Source organism: Bacteroidota bacterium, from assembly GCA_016706865.1.
Classification (GTDB): domain Bacteria; phylum Bacteroidota; class Bacteroidia; order Chitinophagales; family BACL12; genus UBA7236.
Map to the genome: position 1 here is coordinate 84868 of JADJIS010000003.1, position 17890 is coordinate 102757.

Consider the following 17890-nt stretch of genomic DNA (forward strand, 5'->3'; position numbering starts at 1 on the left):
TTAATGTTCAGTTCACAATAAATGATGCACTATACTGGATATTGTTTCCCATTATTCTTAAAAGGTACATTCCACTATTAAACTCACTTAAATTGATATTTATAGTTTCCGAATTTTCTGTAATAGTACTGTAAAGTTGTTTTCCACTTATGTCCGTTATTATACAGGTTGCACCATTAATATTTTCCGGCAATACCACATAAATTATCTCTTGTGCAGGATTAGGATAAACATATAAAGACCCGTTTATTTGCTCCGAAATTATTTCGGTAGTGCAAGGAGTTTCATATGCTGCGCCAGGCGATCCTTCGGGGCAAGCCGACATCCAGTTTAGCGGATCATTTATATTGTTGGATACATTTACAATTTGCAATGTATAACCTCCGCCGTCCGGTGCCAATGGGTAAGGAGCATCATCATCAAATCCTACACTTTGAAATAGGTTCCCTGTCGCATCGTATAATAAAATAACATCTCCGGTTCCGTTAAAACCAAAATCCACAGGTCCAACTTTATTAGTAACTGATGGAAATTGTGTTGAGAATTTAACTTCATCCGTATAAAATGCAATATAATTTTCTCCTTCTAATATTGTTCCTGCAGGAATAATAAATTCATTTTGATTTTTATCTTTTACTTTCCATCCACTCACATCAATATCCACTGCGGAATAATTATACAATTCAAACCAATCACCTGCATCTTCGGTAATTAAGGAATTATAATTGATCTCATCAACTAAAGGATTTTCGAAACATGGAGAATATGCAATTCCTGGTGAACCGCCCACACAACCTTCAAACCATGAATTTGGTAAGCCCGGATTTGCGATATCACTTGTTTTTTCCATTGTTCTTCCATAACCATCGGCGGTAAAGGGCCAGGGGCGAATATCTTTATAAGTAAACGAGCTGATAATATTATTTGTAAAATCTTTAAGCATTACGGAATCACCTTCATTTTCCAAATTAAAATGAAAATCACCAATCACATTTGTAACAAATGGATGCTGCACCATAAAAGAATCTACATCTTCAGCAATTACAAGATATCCATTTGCAGGAATTATAGTATTTACAGGGATTTTAAAATCGTTGTAAAAATATTTATTGGAAAAGGTATAATTACTGATGTGAACAGGGGTTGCTGAGGTGTTGTGAAGTTCGAGCCAGTCACCGGAGTTTATAGTGCTTTCACTGTTGTAATTTATTTCAGATATTACTATTGGATTTGCAATTTCAGCACCGGTAAAGTTTGCAGTGAAGGTTGTATTAAGGGTAATATTATTTGTAAAACTTACTTGGGAGGGATCTACGATATAAGCATTAGGGGTCCAGGAGCTAAATGTATAACCCGGATTTGGCAATGCTGTTACCTGAACCGGAACACCATTAAAATATATTCCTGTCCAGGGCAATTCTGTTGGAACGATAGTAGATATTTTTACATAACCTGCACCGGGAGGATTAACCGCCAAAGTAATATCAACCTGATCTTCCAAATCAAAATAGGTTTCTATCTGATTGCGTTGATTTGAATTTCTATTATCATAAAATTCATATAAATAGTCAATATTAGTTGACCAGGCAGCGAAGTTGCCGGTATACCATCGTGCATTCTGCGCAGGAATTTCTGTGCCCATTTCTATTTCTAACTCTGAAACAATAGCATCATTATTTACTTCTGTGAAGTAATAATTTATTAGATCTGCAAAACGATTTATGAAATAATCATGAAATATTTGGTTTTCCAATAAAGCATTGAACATATCGGCATATTTACTATTGTTAGGATTGCTCAGGCTGCCTTGCAAAGTATTTGCATTAGAGAAAAACTGACTGTTTGTACAATCCCAAAGCATATATTTCCATTTAATATCCGGTTCGTAAGATCTGAATAAACGAATATTATTTTCCAACATTTGTAACCATTCCTCATTATCGGTGAAAAAACCGGTTGAAAAATAATCCACCCAATTTTCTACATCAATTTCCTCAATAGCCAAAGCGTAATTTGCAGGAATTGACATATCGTTATTTGTAATAAAGTCAACTAATCTGTAAAAAGCAGTATCACTTCCTGCCTCAGCAATAGTTTTTTCCTCACCACCCCAACCGGTTTTTATGAGATCAACTTTTTCTGGATCAACGCCGAAATTATCGCGTAAAAAATACTCGTCCATTTCCTCTCGCGCACCGTACATTCCCCAATATTCTCCATTGATAAAAACGGCAACATTTTGATAAGCGGTAGAAATAGAAGTTGTAGAAATTCCTATCCTATTAATAGTAATATCTTTCATTCGAGTACCGGTATAATCCTGATCCATATTGCGAACTCTAAATCCATGGATAGAGGTTATTTCCGGTTTATCATGTTCGAAAATATTGTAGAGTATTTCTCCTTTACTGCCGTAGTCTTCATCAACCAAAAATCGCATGCTTTTTTGATCAAGGCTAATAGAAAAATTTCCTACACATTCCATTTTATAATTATCAGCAAATTGTTTTATTCCATCCGCATCAAAATATTCAACGGTTACCGGAACAATGGGATTATGATTAAACCATCCTTCAGCATTATCATAAGCAGCAATACAATCCGGACCTTCATCAAAAAGATCACAAGGATTTGCGCTTACACTAATAACGGGTAATAAAGTTGGTTCATCAATTAAATAACTCGCAACTGCAACATCACTTTGTAATTTACCGGCTTCGGTGCAAATTGCTTTTATTACACCTGTAGAAGAAACAGAAATTGCACCTGTATATAAAGCAGAACTTTCATCAGGAGTACTTCCATCGGTAGTATAATGAATTTCAGAACCAGTTATTACAACATTCACAGAGCCTGCATAAAAACCCGGAGCAGTTACAATTACAGGAGTGTTTGCATAACCGGTGAAACAGGTGCCTCCATTTATAGCAGCAGGCGTTGCAGTTTCTGCATAACACCAACTTCCGGCATCAGGAATTCTTGCGCGAACATGATCAACTATTATATTGGTAAGATTAACACTATCTAATAATATTCCCGAACTATTATAAAGTGAAACAGTTTCTGCATTTGTTAACTTAAAATTAGTATGTAAGTCGGGTGCAGTTCCGGGATTGCTGAACCAATCCGGATTATCACTATAAAAAATATCGGGAGTGGAAATTCCAAAATGCAGCCAGGTTCTTCCGGTTGCATCGTCGGCGCCATATTGATGAATTTCAACGGCTAAAACATTTTCACCATTTACCAAATTATCTGCGATCAAAGCCGAATCAACTTCTATTGTTTTTGGTCTTAGTCCAAGATACATCAATGCTTCGTGCCAATAATTTGCATAAGTATTATAAGTAGGTGATCCGATAATATTCATTCTTGCTAATTCAACACCATTTAAATAGATTACATATCCATCGTCATAATCCATACTAATAATAGTTTTTATTATCTTGCTCTTATCTTCAACATCAAATGTTTTTCTATAATAAAGTGATGCAGCCCATCCTACAATTAGGGTATTGTCATCACCATCACTGTTTCCAAATCCTCCGGGGCCTGTGTTCCAGGCACCGGCGAAACCGATATCATTCCAACCCGCACCGGGTGAAGAAGTTCCGTTTTTATATTGCCAGATATCATCTTCAAATATTGCAGTTTCCCAGTGGTCAACTTCAGATTCAGGACAACTCAAACAATTTCTGTTCTTGCCGGAAGCATAAACAATTAGTCGTTCTGATGCACCCAAAACAGTATCAGGAAAGATCCATTGATCCCAAGTGCCGGCATTATCTGTAAGGGAATAGCCTGCAAGATTTACGTCAGTTGCTCCAGCATTATAAAGCTCGATCCAGTCGGGAAAATCACCTTCCTCATCTTCAAAAAACTTTTGATTTGTATTCGCAACTTCATTAATAAGGACCTGAGCATTTAAATTATTGATTAGTAATATTGTCAAAAAGTATACAATTTTTTTCATTTTTTCAATTTGAAGAGTTATTTGAAAATTTAAAACGAATGACTTAAATTATTATAAATATTTTTTTTGAAAGGAAGTTTACTTATTCCTTAATAAAACTGCTTGCATCAAAATCGTTATTATTTTGAATATGTACAAAATAGATGCCGGGTGCAAAACGGTCGATATTAAATTCCATATAAGTTGTCTCATAATTCTGTTTGCTCAACAGAATTTTTCCTGTAATATCTGTAATAAACACTGTAGTTTCTTTTGGTAATGTGGTGGGAAATACAACCGTAATATAATTATCTGCCGGATTAGGATAAATTGTAAGGGCCACATTATTTATTTCCTCAATATTGGTTGCGCAAGGCATTAAATATTCAGTTCCGGGTGTTCCATCCGGACAACTTTCAATCCAATTTATTGCAGTATTGAGATTTAAAGCAGTATTTAACAATTGTAATGCAGTTCCTCCTCCATTTGGTGACAATGGATAGGGAGCAACATCATCATAACCTACACTTTGATAAACTGTATTTGTTGCATCAAATAATTGTATTACATCGCCCTCAGCACTAAATCCAAAATTAAGCGGACCAATTTTATTTGTGATCGATGGAAATTGAGCATTAAATTTTGTAGCATCCTGATAAAAAACAAGATAACCTTCTGCCGGTACAAATGTTCCTGAAGGAATTGTGAAACTATTATTATTCATATCCTGAATTTGCCAGCCACTGATATCAAAATCAATTGCCGCATAATTATAGACTTCAAACCAATCGCCGGCATCAGTACCGGGATTAGAATTGTAATTAATTTCATTTACCAGTGGATTTTCATAACATATAGCATAAGCTTCTCCCGGTGAGCCACCCATACAACCGGCAAACCATGAATCGGGAAATGCTGGATTTGCTATGTCGGCCATTAATTCCATTGTTCTTCCAAAACCATCGGCAGTTATTGGCCAGGGTTGATCGTCGTGAAATATAAATGTTTTAATTGTATTGTTTTGATGGTCTTTTATTGTAATGGAATCTCCGTCATTCTCCAGAGAAAAAATAAAATTGCCTATTACATTTGTTACGGTTGGATGCAATAAAGTAAACTCCTCTAAGTTTTCTGCAAGCACGAGATATCCGTTTCCTTCAATAATGGTGTTTGTAGGAATTTTAAAATTATCATAAAAATTATTATTGGAAAAAATATAATCGCTTATATCAATTGGAGAAGGGGAACTGTTATGAAGCTCCACCCAATCGCCACTGTTGAGAGTGGTAGCACTATTGTAATTAATTTCACTTATTACTAGAGGATTTACTATAGCACTCCCGTTAAAATTTGCAGTAAATGTTGTATTATCAGAAATATTATTGGTGAATGATAAGGCAGTTTCATCATCAATAAAAATATTATCACTCCAATTGGAAAATGTATAACCCGGATTTGCGATCGCAGAAATCGTAACCGGGCAACCATCAAAATACACACCGGTCCAGGGAAGATCCTGCGGAATAATGGTCGAAATTTTAATATAACCTGCACCGGGAGGATTCACTTCAATGGTAATATCCACCTGATCATTCATGTCGAAATAGGATTCAATTTCGTTGCGCTGATAATAATTTCTGTTATCATAAAATCCCTTCAACACATCAACACCATTGGTCCAGGTAGCCGTATTTCCGGTTCCCCATCTATCGTGTTGTGCTTCAATTTCCGACTCAATTTCAGCTGCATTTTCATCTATCATTCCTAAAATGATCTCCGGTGTATAATAATAATTCATGATATCGGCATAACGATTAATAAAATGATTTCTGAAATCGGTATTATCCATCATGTAGTCAAATAAATTTATTTCTTCACTTAAATAAGGAAAATTGAGAAGAGCCTGTAAACTATTTGCTGTTTCCCCTTCAGAACCTGCACCTGCATCCCATAAAATAAAACGCCATTTAATTTCCGGTTCATAGGATTTAAAGAAACGGATATTATACGCCATCTCATCATTATTTACATAAACCTGGGTAGCCATATAATCGATCCAGTTTTCCATATCAATTTTTTCCAAAGCCTGAGCATAAGTTGTAGGGTCGGTCATGTCGTTACTCTCCATCCAATCCACTAAATTCCAATACGAAGTATCAGAGCCGGCTTCTGCAATATCCCACACATCTTCCCCAGCGCCACTTCTTATAAGATCAACCTTATCAGGATCGCATCCAAAATTATTTCTTAAAAAATATTTATCTAATTCTTCTCTTCCTGAATAATGTCCCCAATAATCTCCATTAATAAATGCAGCTACATTTTGGTAAGCAGCAGCACCTGCATCTGTTTGTAGTGCAATTCTGTTCACTATCAGATCTTTCATTCTCGCAGCAGAACTTCCCCAGTCTAAATTGGATCGCAATCTGAATCCCTGCAATGAATCCAATCCCGGTTTATCATGCTGAAAAATATTATATTGAATTTCTCCATCAGAATTAAAATCCTCATCACAGGTAAATTGCAAACTGCGTTGTGAATAAACTGCTATGGACGAATTTCCCGCCACTTCAAATTTAATATCCTCATTTACCTGCCGTGTTTTATCTGCAGAAAAATATTCCACAGTTCCTTTTACCTGAATATTATCCGGTTCCCATCCATTTGCATTGTCGTATGCGCCGATATAACAAGGAGCTATAGCAAAAAAATCACAAGGTCTTCCTGTTAAACTTACTACAGGCAATAAAGTTTCTTCATCAATAAAATAACTTCCAGTTGCAGTGCGGCTCGGGAGTTTGCCGGCTTCTTTTTGAACTGCCTTAATTATACTCGTTGAAGTAATATGAACAGGTGCTGAATAAAGTGCATCTGCAAAATCCGGCCAATCGCCATTGGTGGTATAATAAACCTCCGATCCCGATATTTCCACATCTACAGATCCTGCATAAAATCCTGCATCTGTAGTAATTACTGGAGTTGTTGCATATCCTGTATAACAAGTTCCACTATTAGCAATATCCGCTGATCTTGTATCCGCATAACACCAAACACCACCATCAGGAATTCTCGCCATTGCATCTCCTTCCATTATGAAGGGTATCGTGATAGAATCGAGTAATACACCACTGGCATCGAATAAATAAAGTGTTTCATCGGCACTTAATTTAAAGTTGGTATGCATGTAATTAACCACACCTCCGCAACCTAAACAATCGCGATTTTTTTCGGAAGCATAAATAATTTCCCTCCCCCCGGAATTAATATCAATGGATGGAAGCAGCCATTTATTCCAGATAGAAATATTATCAGTTACGGCATATCCGGCAACATTAATAGTGGTTGCACCATTATTGTAAATCTCAAACCAGTCGGAGAATTCGTTATCTTCATCATCAAAAGGCCCAAGGTTATTTGGAGCAACTTCATTTATTACAAGTTGTGCGTTTAAAAATAAAGGGGTAATAAGAATAAAAAGGAGGAGGAGTTTTTTCATATATATAGTTTAAATACAGTGTTATTATTGTTTTATTAGTGTGGTAATCATTTTATTTTCACCTGAACTTATCTGTAATAAATACAATCCTGCAGGAATAATGGATACATCCAATTGTTGGTTTTGATATGCAGCGTTATTTACAGAGATCATCTCTTTTCCAGTAAGATCAAATAATGCGATATTAATATTTTTTGAAATGTACGCTTCCGGTAAAATAATGGTGATGGTATTACTGGCAGGATTTGGAAATACTCTTATTTGTTGCGCGATATTTTCCTCAGCAATTGTTACTGCACAAGGGCTAACAAATAAGGTTCCGGGAGTGCCTTCAGGGCAAGACTCCATCCAGTTTGTGGCATCGTTAATATTCTTTGTTATATCAACTATTTGCAATGCGTTTCCACCGCCATCAGCTGATAATGGGAAAGGGAACTGGTTGTAATAATGCACTGACTGATATAATATTCCATTTTCATCATAAATTCTTATTATATCATCCTCATTATTTAATCCAAAAAAAGTTGGGCCCGTTTTATTATTTACAGTTGGGAATTGTTCAAAAAATAATGTTTCATCCTGGTAAATTACCAAGTATCCATTTATATCAATAAATGTTTCATCAGGAATAATAAAAGTATTATCATTTTTATCTTTTATTGTCCAACCGCTCATGTCAAATTCAAATGGATGGAAATTGTGAATTTCAAACCAATCGCCTGCATTTTGAGTTTCTAAAGAATGATAATTAATTTCGGTTACCAATGGGTTTTCATTGCACGGAGTATATGCTTCACCTGCCGAACCTCCCATACATCCATCGAACCAGGAATTCGCTAAATTTGGATCATCGGCAGGCGTGGTGCGTTCCATAGTTCGCCCGAAATTATCGGCAGTTACCGGCCATGGTTTTACATCATCAAATTTGATATTAGTTATGGTAATTCCTGAATGATCTTTTAACACTATAGAATCACCACTATTCTCAAGATCAAAAATAAAATTGCCGATATAATTATCAACTCCCGGATTTTGTTCTATAAATAATTCACTGTTCTCCACTACAACCAGATATCCATGAGCAGGAATTATGGTATTATCCGGAAAACGGAATGAATTGTAAAACAGTCGAGTAGACAACACATAATCAGTTAACGTTACCGGAACATCCGAATTATTGTGTAATTCGATCCAATCGCCACTATTTGTTGTGATATCACTATTGTAATTAATTTCTGATACAATTATCGGATTTGCAATTGCAGCACCTGTAAAGTTTGCAGTGAAGGAAGTATTGTCTGTAAAATTATTTGTAAATGTTATCATTGATTCATCTGTAATAAAGATATTATCATCCCAATCCACAAAGGCAAATCCGGGATTTGCTATTGCTGTTAATGTAACCGGAACACCATCAAAATAAACACCTGTCCATGGTAATTCCTGCGGAATAAGAGTTGAAATTTTTATATAACCTGCTCCCGGAGGGTTAACATTTATGGTAACATCAATTTGATCATTTAATCCGAAATAAGTTTCAATGTGATTGCGCTGGTTAGGAATTCTATTGGCATAAAAGTTTTTAAGATTAGTAACATTAGTGTTCCATGTGGCAAGAGAACCGGTGTACCATCTTGAGTTTTGTGCAGGAATTTCTGATTCGATTTCGGCTTTATTCGCATCGATAAGTTCACTGGATATTTCGGCGGTAAAATAATAATTGATAAGATCGGCGAACCGATTTATGAAATAATTTTCAAATTCATCATTTTCTAACATTGCATTGAACATGTCGCAATAAAGGGAATTATGTGGATTTTCTAAACTGCCCTGAAGTGTATTACAGTTCGCACAGCTTTGTCCATAGGTAAGATCCCATAAAATATATTTCCACTTCATATCAGGTGCATACGATTTAAAAATGCGTATATTATTTTCCAACAGATCGAGCCATTCTCCATTTTCAATAAATATTTGAAGTGCAAAATAATCTACCCAATTGAGCATGTCTATTTTATTTAATGCAGCCTCATAATAAGTTGGATCAGTCATATCATTCAGGGTAATAAAATCAACAAGATTAAAAAAAGCAGTATCTGTTCCTGATTCCACTTCAAACCAAACATCAGCTCCATAACCTGTGCGGACAAGATCTATTTGATCGGCATCGCATCCGAAATTATCACTTATAAAATACTGATCAAGTTCCTCACGGGCACAATAGTGACCCCAATATTCTCCATTAATAAATGCAGCTACATTCTGATAACCGGCAGCAACGTTATAGGTAGGTAATCCAATTCTGTTTCCAATTACATCTTTCATTCTTGCTCCGGTGGCATCCTGATCCTGCTGGCGAATTCTAAATCCTTTTAAAGTTTCCAACACAGGTTTATCATCATAAAATAAATTGTATTCAATGTTACCTTTATTATAAAATTCCTCATCACAGGTAAATTCAATACTACGTTGTTCGTTATAATAAATGGAAGAATTTCCACATACTTCAAAGCGCACATCAGAAGTGAATTTATGTGTTTTATCTGCTTCAAAAAATTCAATGGTGACCGGCACCTGAGGATTATCCGGTTCCCAGCCGATTGCATTGTCGTATGCTGCAATACAATCTGCTCCTTCATCAAAAAGATCACAAGGATCACCACTTATGCTGATCACGGGTAAGGTTGTTGCTTCATCAATTAAAAAACTTCCGGTTACAACTGCACTAGGTAATTTCCCCGCTTCAAATCTTCTTGCCTTTATTGTGGTTGTCTGATCTACATTTATAGGTGAAATATAATTATCTGATAATTCGGTTGGTGAACTGCCATCCGTTGTGTAATAAACACCGGTTCCGGAAATTGTGACATCAACTTCATCATCATAAAATCCAACCGGTGTGATAATAATTGGATTTGTTGCATATTCTGAATAACATATTCCTGTATTTATATTTTCCGGTGTTGGTGTTTCCACTATACACCAATCACCACCATCCGAAATTCTTGCAAGGGAATGTGCAACTTGTAAATCTGGAACAGTTACACTATCAAGAAATACTCCTCCATTATCATATAATGAAATGGTTTCACCGCTGGATACTTTAAAATTTGTATGCAAATTCTCGCTTGTTCCACCCATTCCAAACCAACCGGGAGTATCATAATAAAATTCATCAATAGTGGAAATCCCAAAATGTAAAAAAGATCTCCCGGTCATATCAGAACTTCCTGTAGATTGATTATGCACTTGAATGGCTAAAACATTTTCCCCATTCATTAAAATGGTTTCAATTAATATTGGATCTAATTCAAAAGTTGTAGGATTTCCACCGACATACATTAAAGCTTCATGACTAGCAGTTGCAAAAGTGGAATAAGTTGGTATGCCTGTCATATTTTGACGGGCAATTTCCACGCCGTTCAAATATGCAACAAATCCGTCGTCAAAATCCATACTTAAAACAGTTGCAATTAATTTCGTTTTATCAATAACATTAAAGGTCTTTCTATAATACACACTTCTTGCAGATACAGGTATGGTTGTATTATCATCAAAATCACCGAAACCAAATCCTCCCGGACCAGTGGACCATACACCTGCAAAGTCCAAATTATTCCAGTTTGCAACGGGTTCGCTGGCACCAATAAAATATTCCCAGGTATCATCATCAAAAATTGCGGTCTCCCAATGATTAATTAAGGCAAGTTCACATGTATTGCAATTTCGGTTTTTTCCGGAGGCATAAATTATCAAATGTTCATTTGGTGCGAGGTCTTTGGAGCCGATCTCCCATTTATTCCAGACATCCGAATTATCTGTAATGCCATATCCACTAAGGTTAACTCCTGTGGGGCCGGCATTGTAAATTTCGATCCAGTCGGGGTATTCCAGGTCTTCATCCATTATAAGTTCCTTATTTGTTGGGGATATCTCATTGAGCACAATCTGGGCATTTAATAAACCCAAATGGCATATAAGAAAACAGAGGAGAAGTTTTTTCATGGGGCTAATTTAATAAATTTTAAAGAGATTGTAAACCCAGGGTTAATTCAGCATGGTGAACATATTGTGAAAAAAAAGTTATGTATTGCGCGATTTCAATTTTAGTTACCTAATTATTTAAGACTAACATTGCTTAAAAAAGTTATATTTGTTTAAAATCAGTAGTATGGAACCACTTCAAAAAAGAGTTCGAATTTCATTATTTTTTACAATTTTATCCACGCTTTTAATGCAGATTGGTTTTGCTCAAAATTTTGTAAGTACATATGCCGGATCGGTATCCGGTTTTGTTGATGGAGATACTTCAGTTGCGAAATTTGCAGGGCCCTTTGGTATCTGCATTGATGCATCAGATAATTTATATATTGCTGATGCAGATAATAATTGTATCAGAAAAATCACCTCTTCAGGCATCGTTAGCACTTTCGCAGGAACGGGAATTGCAGGTTATGCTGATGGGGCTGCAAATTCAGCACAATTTAGAGCTCCCTCCGATCTATGTATAGATGCTGCAGGAAATATTTATGTTTCCGATTTTGAAAATCAAAGGATAAGGAAAATAGATATTTCGGGAAATGTAAGCACCATTGCCGGAAATGGAAATATTGGATATGTGGATGGATTTTGTCAAGATGCTGAATTCGATTATCCAAGGGGAATTGTAATAGACAGTGAAGGTAATTTATTTATTAGCGACAGCTGGAATCATCGAATACGCAAAATTAATTTAACGGATAGTACTGTAAGTACTTTTGCAGGAGGCGGAACTAATATGGGTGTTTCCAGTATTGGAGATCTTATTGACGACAGCGACACCTCCGCAAGATTTTATACACCAAGCGGATTGGCAATTGATGCTGATGATAATATTTATGTGGCAGATGCATATAATCACCGAATAAGAAAGATAACTCCAGATGCAGAGGTTTCAACTATTGCAGGCAGTGGTCCAATAGGTCCGGGTGTTGGTGGATATTCCAATGGAAATGCGTTAACCTCCTTTTTAAATACACCAACAGAAATTTTTGTTGCTAATGACGGGCGTTTATTTATTGGTGATACTTATAATTACCGGGTTAGGTTATTGGAGGACGAAATTCTTTTTAATGTTGCTGGTAATGGTGAGTCTGGATATGAGGATGGGGTTGATTCACTCGCTGAGTTTAAATTCACAAGAGGCGTGGTATTAGACGCTGCCGGTGAACATTTATATGTTTGTGATTATACAAACAGAAAAATCAGGAAGATCACTTTTAATTATTTTACAGGTTTGGAAAATGTAATTTCTGATAATTATATTCAAATTTTCCCGAACCCGAATAATGGAGGTTTTCAAATTAATAATTCTGAAAAATCGCGTAATTCCATGGTTAATATTTTTGATGTGAAGGGAGAAATGATATATGAAAAAGTCTTTATCAATTCAGAGATCATTTATATTGACATTTCCGGTTCTCAACCGGGAATATATTTTGGAAAGATTTGTTATGAGGATGTTGTTCAAAGATTTAGTGTAGTAATATCAGATGATCAAAACTAATTGTTTTGTATGAAATTTTTATTTGTATACAATGCTAATTCCGATAAAATAAGTGTTGCTCTCGATTTTATGCATAAGATCATAAGTCCTTCCACCTATGAATGTGATCTTTGTGCTATAACTTATGGCAATTTTGGAATCAAAAAGGAATGGGAGGATTTTATAAAACAACTTCCCGTGAAATCTGAATTTATTCACAAGGATGAATTCCGTAAAATGTTCCCTGAAATTCGCGATGATTTGCCTGCCGTTTATAAAAGCAATAACGATGAAATGAAATTGCTAATTTCAGCTTCTGAAATGCAATCTATGGATCTCAAAGCTTTGATGAACAGGGTTTCTGCGTTTGTTGAATAGAGAAATTAAACAAAAAAAACGACAGGTTTTCCTGTCGTTTTTTTCTAATAATTAGTTGATTACTGCTTGATCATTTTTTTAACTGATCTGTGTTCAAAACTATCCGTAACTGTAATAATATAATTTCCGCTAGGCAGTGTATTTGCATTAATAAGTTGAGTTTCATTTGTCAATTCAAATGCATCAACCAATCTTCCATTCAGATCGAAAATTTCTGCATATGCCGGTAATACATCAGCATTGGAAACATGGATACTGAATTGTTCAAAAACGGGATTTGGAAAGATGGTAATTTCAAAATCAGTATTCAATAATTGTTCATTCTCCATTCTTGGGGGAGCAGTATAAATATCAACACGGTTTGTAGTAACCGGGTAAGGATATCCGTAAACAATTGTTCCTCCTGCGAAAAATCCTTTTAATCCTACTGTAGCAGCTGCTACTCCTGTTCGTGCTAAGGAAAGATATTCATTTGCCCAAGTACCACTTGCAGGATCATAAATTTGAACCAGATTTGAATAGATGGATGTACCTGGAATTGTTCCACCTGCAAAATAAATTTTATTATTGATAACACTCATAGAAAATCCTGTCAGTAATGTAGGCATACTGATTGTGCTCCAGGTGTTGGTTAATGTATTATAAATATAAACCGCATTAACTGCCCCACTTGGTCCACCTGCAAAATATGCTTTGGTTCCAACTACTGCAGAACGCATTGCAGATCTTGCAACAGGCAACATGGAAGTTTGCCAAGTGTTGGTACTTACATCATACACATCCACATTTTTCATATCGCCCATTGTACCTGTTCCCCCTGCAAAAATTATTTTATTTCCAACTGTGGCAACACCAATATTTTCACGTTTTTTTGACAGTGTTGTTTTTGTCCATATTCCGGTTGATGCATCGTAAATATCAACATTATTGGAAGGTAAAACGCTATACATCATATCCCAATACCAGCCTCCTGCAAAAACAACTTTATTTCCGCTGGAGCCAACTGCAATATTTGAACGTGCTTTGGATAGCTTTCCGTTACTTTTTGCACCTGTAACTGCGTCAAAAATGTCAACCTTGTTATACATATAAACTGGTCCTGCGATATCAACTCTTCCGGTTCCACCTGCAAATAAAATTTTACCCCCTGCAGCCCCGGCTCCACCAACTTCCCTATTGGTAGATAAATTTAATGTAGACCAGGTGTTGGTGGCATTATTATAAACGTTTACGGTCTTTGTATACTGTGGATCAGCAAATGAACCATATTTTCCTCCACCGAAATATACCTTATCACCATAACTGACCACATCTATCAGGGTTCTTGCTATGGTAAGCGTTCCAAATGTATGAGTGCCGGTAACAGCATCAAAAATATTCCATTCCGTTCCATTGGAGAATACCGCTCTGGTTGAAGTTGACGCTGCATACATATTTACTCCCGCAGTAGTTGTAGAGTCAATTGTCCATTGTGCATTTACCGTCAAGAGAGAAACAAAAACCAAACTTAAAATTAAAAGTCCCTTTTTCATAAGTATATATTTAAACTGTTCATTTAATAATTAAAATATCCCTATGTAAAGGTCTTCTGAAATGGAAGAATTTTGTGTGATATTTGTTACAGAGTAAAATGATATTGGTCAGTTTAAATCATAATCTGTCTTTAGGAAACAGATTATTTTCCGTTTCGAAGATATTGATCATCCAGAGATTCTTCTTTCTCCAATGCATTTATCAATTCAGCAGGAGGAATTAATTTAATATCCGGTATTGGTAATATCCATTGTTCGGGATAATATTTGGCAGAACTCTCGCGAATGGATCTGTAATCTATAAATTTCTGCATTGTTTCTTTAGAAACGAAGGTTGTAGGTTTCCCTCCGAACCATTCAAAATAATCGGTTATTCTGTATGCCCTTTCGTAGGATATAGAAGCAAAAAATTCGTTGGTGTAGGAATGAAATATTTGTTTGGGATAATATTTGTCGTTTGTTTGGTCAAAATTAATTAACAAATACCCATCAATAAATTCACCGGTATAATTATTATTAGGATATAAAAAATTATTATATTTTGGGTAATCATATTTTTGATTCCTCATTGCTTTTCGTTCTATACTTATAAATGCCAAAGTTTTTTTATTGATGATATAAGTTCCTGTTTCATCGGCTTCCCCATAAAAATCGTTGGGATAAAAACCGGATATTCCGTGATTCTCAGAGGAATAATTTTTAGCAATATAATAAATCACCCAGTTGGTATCATTGCTTAATGGAGAGATATAATATTTGCAATCCTCCACTTTCTCCGGGTTCAAAGAACTTGTGAAAAGATGGTAAATTGGATTTTGATACAACATGTCTTTATAATCGTCGCCATGAAATTCCTCAGGTAAAAAATAACGATCGGATCTGCGTATTGCCTGAACAGCAACTGCCTCGTCAGCAGCAAGCGCAGCCCGTTTCCGGGATATACGAAAGAGTGTTGTACTTTGAGCTTCAGTTAAATTAGCATAATTGCCATTTATGTTTTGATAATGTCTGTAAAAAGCATTGAGCGCAAATGTGGAATCCATATAATTTTGTGGAATTCTTTCAATAGCATTTAAAACGATCTGTTTAGGGTCGTTATATGTTATTACTACCTCGTCAAGTTTAAACGGCGCGCATAATATCCGAATGGTATCTGATATATTTTTGTGCGCATCTACAGTAATATTATGGCGACAGGTTAATGTGCTTATTTGCAGGTTCAGTTGTTTTGTATTTTCAGAAGTTGTAAATTGAAAAGCACCCGTGGAGTCGCTTGTGGTGAAATCAAAATTATTATCCAAAATTATAAGAGCATCTATAATTGGTTGATTTGATTCTGATTCAAGAAGAATAGCCCTATAAGCAGATTGCGTGTAGGAAGAGTTGATGTTGCATATCAACAATAATAAAACATAAATTAAACGGTAAGTAATATTTGACATCAGATTTCGGTTGGATGTGGGTACCGGAACAGCTTTAATTACAAATCTAATTCAATAATTGCAGTGCACAAAAAGGAAATTGTCATTTTTGAGCCATCAGTAGGTAGATTTTATTCTGCCGACTATCAGTACAACTCCCAGAAAAGTTAACAACAATAAAGAAATAGGCAACCATATAAGTTTGTTATCAAAAATAAAGTATGGAAATTCCGATTTTTCTTTCTTATAATACGAACCGCTCACACATTGCCACCTATGAATATCCAAATAAATTTTGTCAGGATTTTCAGGTATGTGATAAAACCAAAACATTTGATCGTAATATATATAATATCTGGCAATCTCCTGATCCATGATATTTAATATACGTACCAGCGAATTGTATTTTGCAGAATCATCAAATACTATTTTTATCCCATGAACCGAATCATTTTCTTTCAGTATCCTTCTGGTCTCCAATGCTGCAAAATCTAATTTTATTTCATCCTCCATGGTATTCCCTGTCATCCTTATTTCCAAGAAGTCAATTTTTGTTTCCAACAACGACTGATTAAAAAAAGTAAAATTAGACTGAGAAACATTATTCAAAGGCATATTTAATTGCATTACCCTTTCTACAGGTATTTCTAAATATCTTATCGCCAAAAACGAAATGAGGTAGGGAAGTATGATCAAACTGATCATTCCGGGTTGATATAGGAAATTTAGACGTGGGCTTTTCACTCTTTTAAGATGCAGCAACTATGCAAATTCAATAAATGAGCAGAATCATCATCGTCTAACGGGATCCCATGTTTCTAATTGATCATAATTCACTTCAACAATTTGCCCACTCTTTTTCAAGAATGTTAATTGTAGGTTAGTTTCTCCCAATTTATATTTTAAGGCAACGTACTTCCGGTTTTTTACTTCGTTCACCTTATATTGATTGAGCGTTTGTAAACTGTTTATCTGGTCAAAGGTAGTTGTGTCAGAAATTTGTTGGTCAATCAAATAAAATGTTCCAGAATAATAGTTATAAAATTTTCTAAATGAACCTTTATTAAAAGTAAATGATAAATTATATAATCCTTCTACTGATGAATTATATAATCCTGCTACTCTAAGGTAATTGTAATCTGAAAAATCCATGGAAATGCCTAATGAATAATATTTCATATGCCCCGACATCCAATATCCCGGAATTAATTTTCTCTTTGGTTCTATTCGTTCAGATGTATATTGGAATATAGAATCAAAATAGGTTTTATTTTTTGGTAATATTTCCGTGTAATTGCCATTTATGTATAATCTTCCGGAATCATCGATCTTAATTTCCAATTGTTGTCTCTGGCCAAAAAGAATATTGATGGTACCAATAAAAATCAACAATAAAATTGCTCTAAGGCTTAAAGAAATATTCATAAATGTTAAGTACGTGTGAAGGTGATTAACTTTTATGTTTTTCAATTCGAATTTTCACCGTCCATTCAAGTTTCGGTTTACCGAAACTTAAACTCCTTTCTCCTTTCTCCTTTCTCCTTTCTCCTTTCTCCTTTCTCCTTTCTCCTTTCTCCTTTCTCCTTT

General features: G+C 35.3%; 9 protein-coding genes. 2 read left to right on the plus strand and 7 right to left on the minus strand.

Going from position 1 to position 17890, the window contains the following annotated elements; genetic code table 11:
- Positions 1-7 precede the first annotated feature (7 nt).
- From IPI31_10020 to IPI31_10030, 3 genes are all read right to left on the minus strand, one after another.
- Positions 8-3973: a lamin tail domain-containing protein gene (locus IPI31_10020; GenBank protein ID MBK7568144.1), complete on the minus strand. Its 3966-nt coding sequence runs from the start codon at positions 3971-3973 to the stop codon at positions 8-10.
- A gap of 82 nt (positions 3974-4055) precedes the next feature.
- Complete coding sequence (locus IPI31_10025; protein ID MBK7568145.1) at positions 4056-7448, minus strand: lamin tail domain-containing protein; 3393 nt, start codon at positions 7446-7448, stop codon at positions 4056-4058.
- A gap of 24 nt (positions 7449-7472) precedes the next feature.
- Entirely contained in the window at positions 7473-11453 is a 3981-nt protein-coding gene (locus tag IPI31_10030; GenBank protein ID MBK7568146.1) for a lamin tail domain-containing protein, read from the minus strand.
- Between the two features lie 166 nt (positions 11454-11619).
- On the opposite strand from IPI31_10030, the gene IPI31_10035 reads away from it, so the two are divergent.
- Both IPI31_10035 and IPI31_10040 read left to right on the plus strand, forming a co-directional pair.
- Complete coding sequence (locus IPI31_10035) at positions 11620-12993, plus strand: SMP-30/gluconolactonase/LRE family protein (protein ID MBK7568147.1); 1374 nt, start codon at positions 11620-11622, stop codon at positions 12991-12993.
- Between the two features lie 9 nt (positions 12994-13002).
- Positions 13003-13350 (plus strand): hypothetical protein, encoded by a 348-nt coding sequence (locus IPI31_10040; protein MBK7568148.1) that lies wholly within the window; start codon positions 13003-13005, stop codon positions 13348-13350.
- Between the two features lie 59 nt (positions 13351-13409).
- Here IPI31_10040 and IPI31_10045 read toward each other — a convergent pair whose 3' ends face one another.
- The 4 genes from IPI31_10045 to IPI31_10060 all read right to left on the minus strand — a co-directional run bounded on the left by IPI31_10045 (position 13410) and on the right by IPI31_10060 (position 17728).
- A complete protein-coding gene (locus IPI31_10045) occupies positions 13410-14882 on the minus strand; it encodes a T9SS type A sorting domain-containing protein (protein ID MBK7568149.1) in 1473 nt (490 codons plus the stop codon).
- A gap of 143 nt (positions 14883-15025) precedes the next feature.
- On the minus strand, positions 15026-16324 hold the full coding sequence (locus IPI31_10050) for a hypothetical protein (protein MBK7568150.1): 1299 nt from the start codon (positions 16322-16324) through the stop codon (positions 15026-15028).
- Positions 16325-16420: 96 nt separating this feature from the next.
- Complete coding sequence (locus IPI31_10055) at positions 16421-17008, minus strand: hypothetical protein (protein MBK7568151.1); 588 nt, start codon at positions 17006-17008, stop codon at positions 16421-16423.
- A gap of 87 nt (positions 17009-17095) precedes the next feature.
- Entirely contained in the window at positions 17096-17728 is a 633-nt protein-coding gene (locus IPI31_10060) for a hypothetical protein (GenBank protein MBK7568152.1), read from the minus strand.
- Positions 17729-17890: the final 162 nt, after the last annotated feature.

Excerpts from the sequence above, each read along its gene's own strand:
- IPI31_10020 (MBK7568144.1), bottom strand. The coding sequence starts at position 3,973 with ATGAAAAAAATTGTATACTTTTTGACAATATTACTAATCAATAATTTA.
- IPI31_10025 (MBK7568145.1), bottom strand. The coding sequence starts at position 7,448 with ATGAAAAAACTCCTCCTCCTTTTTATTCTTATTACCCCTTTATTTTTA.
- IPI31_10030 (MBK7568146.1), bottom strand. The coding sequence starts at position 11,453 with ATGAAAAAACTTCTCCTCTGTTTTCTTATATGCCATTTGGGTTTATTA.
- IPI31_10035 (MBK7568147.1), top strand. The coding sequence starts at position 11,620 with ATGGAACCACTTCAAAAAAGAGTTCGAATTTCATTATTTTTTACAATT.
- IPI31_10040 (MBK7568148.1), top strand. The coding sequence starts at position 13,003 with ATGAAATTTTTATTTGTATACAATGCTAATTCCGATAAAATAAGTGTT.
- IPI31_10045 (MBK7568149.1), bottom strand. The coding sequence starts at position 14,882 with ATGAAAAAGGGACTTTTAATTTTAAGTTTGGTTTTTGTTTCTCTCTTG.
- IPI31_10050 (MBK7568150.1), bottom strand. The coding sequence starts at position 16,324 with ATGTCAAATATTACTTACCGTTTAATTTATGTTTTATTATTGTTGATA.
- IPI31_10055 (MBK7568151.1), bottom strand. The coding sequence starts at position 17,008 with ATGATCAGTTTGATCATACTTCCCTACCTCATTTCGTTTTTGGCGATA.
- IPI31_10060 (MBK7568152.1), bottom strand. The coding sequence starts at position 17,728 with ATGAATATTTCTTTAAGCCTTAGAGCAATTTTATTGTTGATTTTTATT.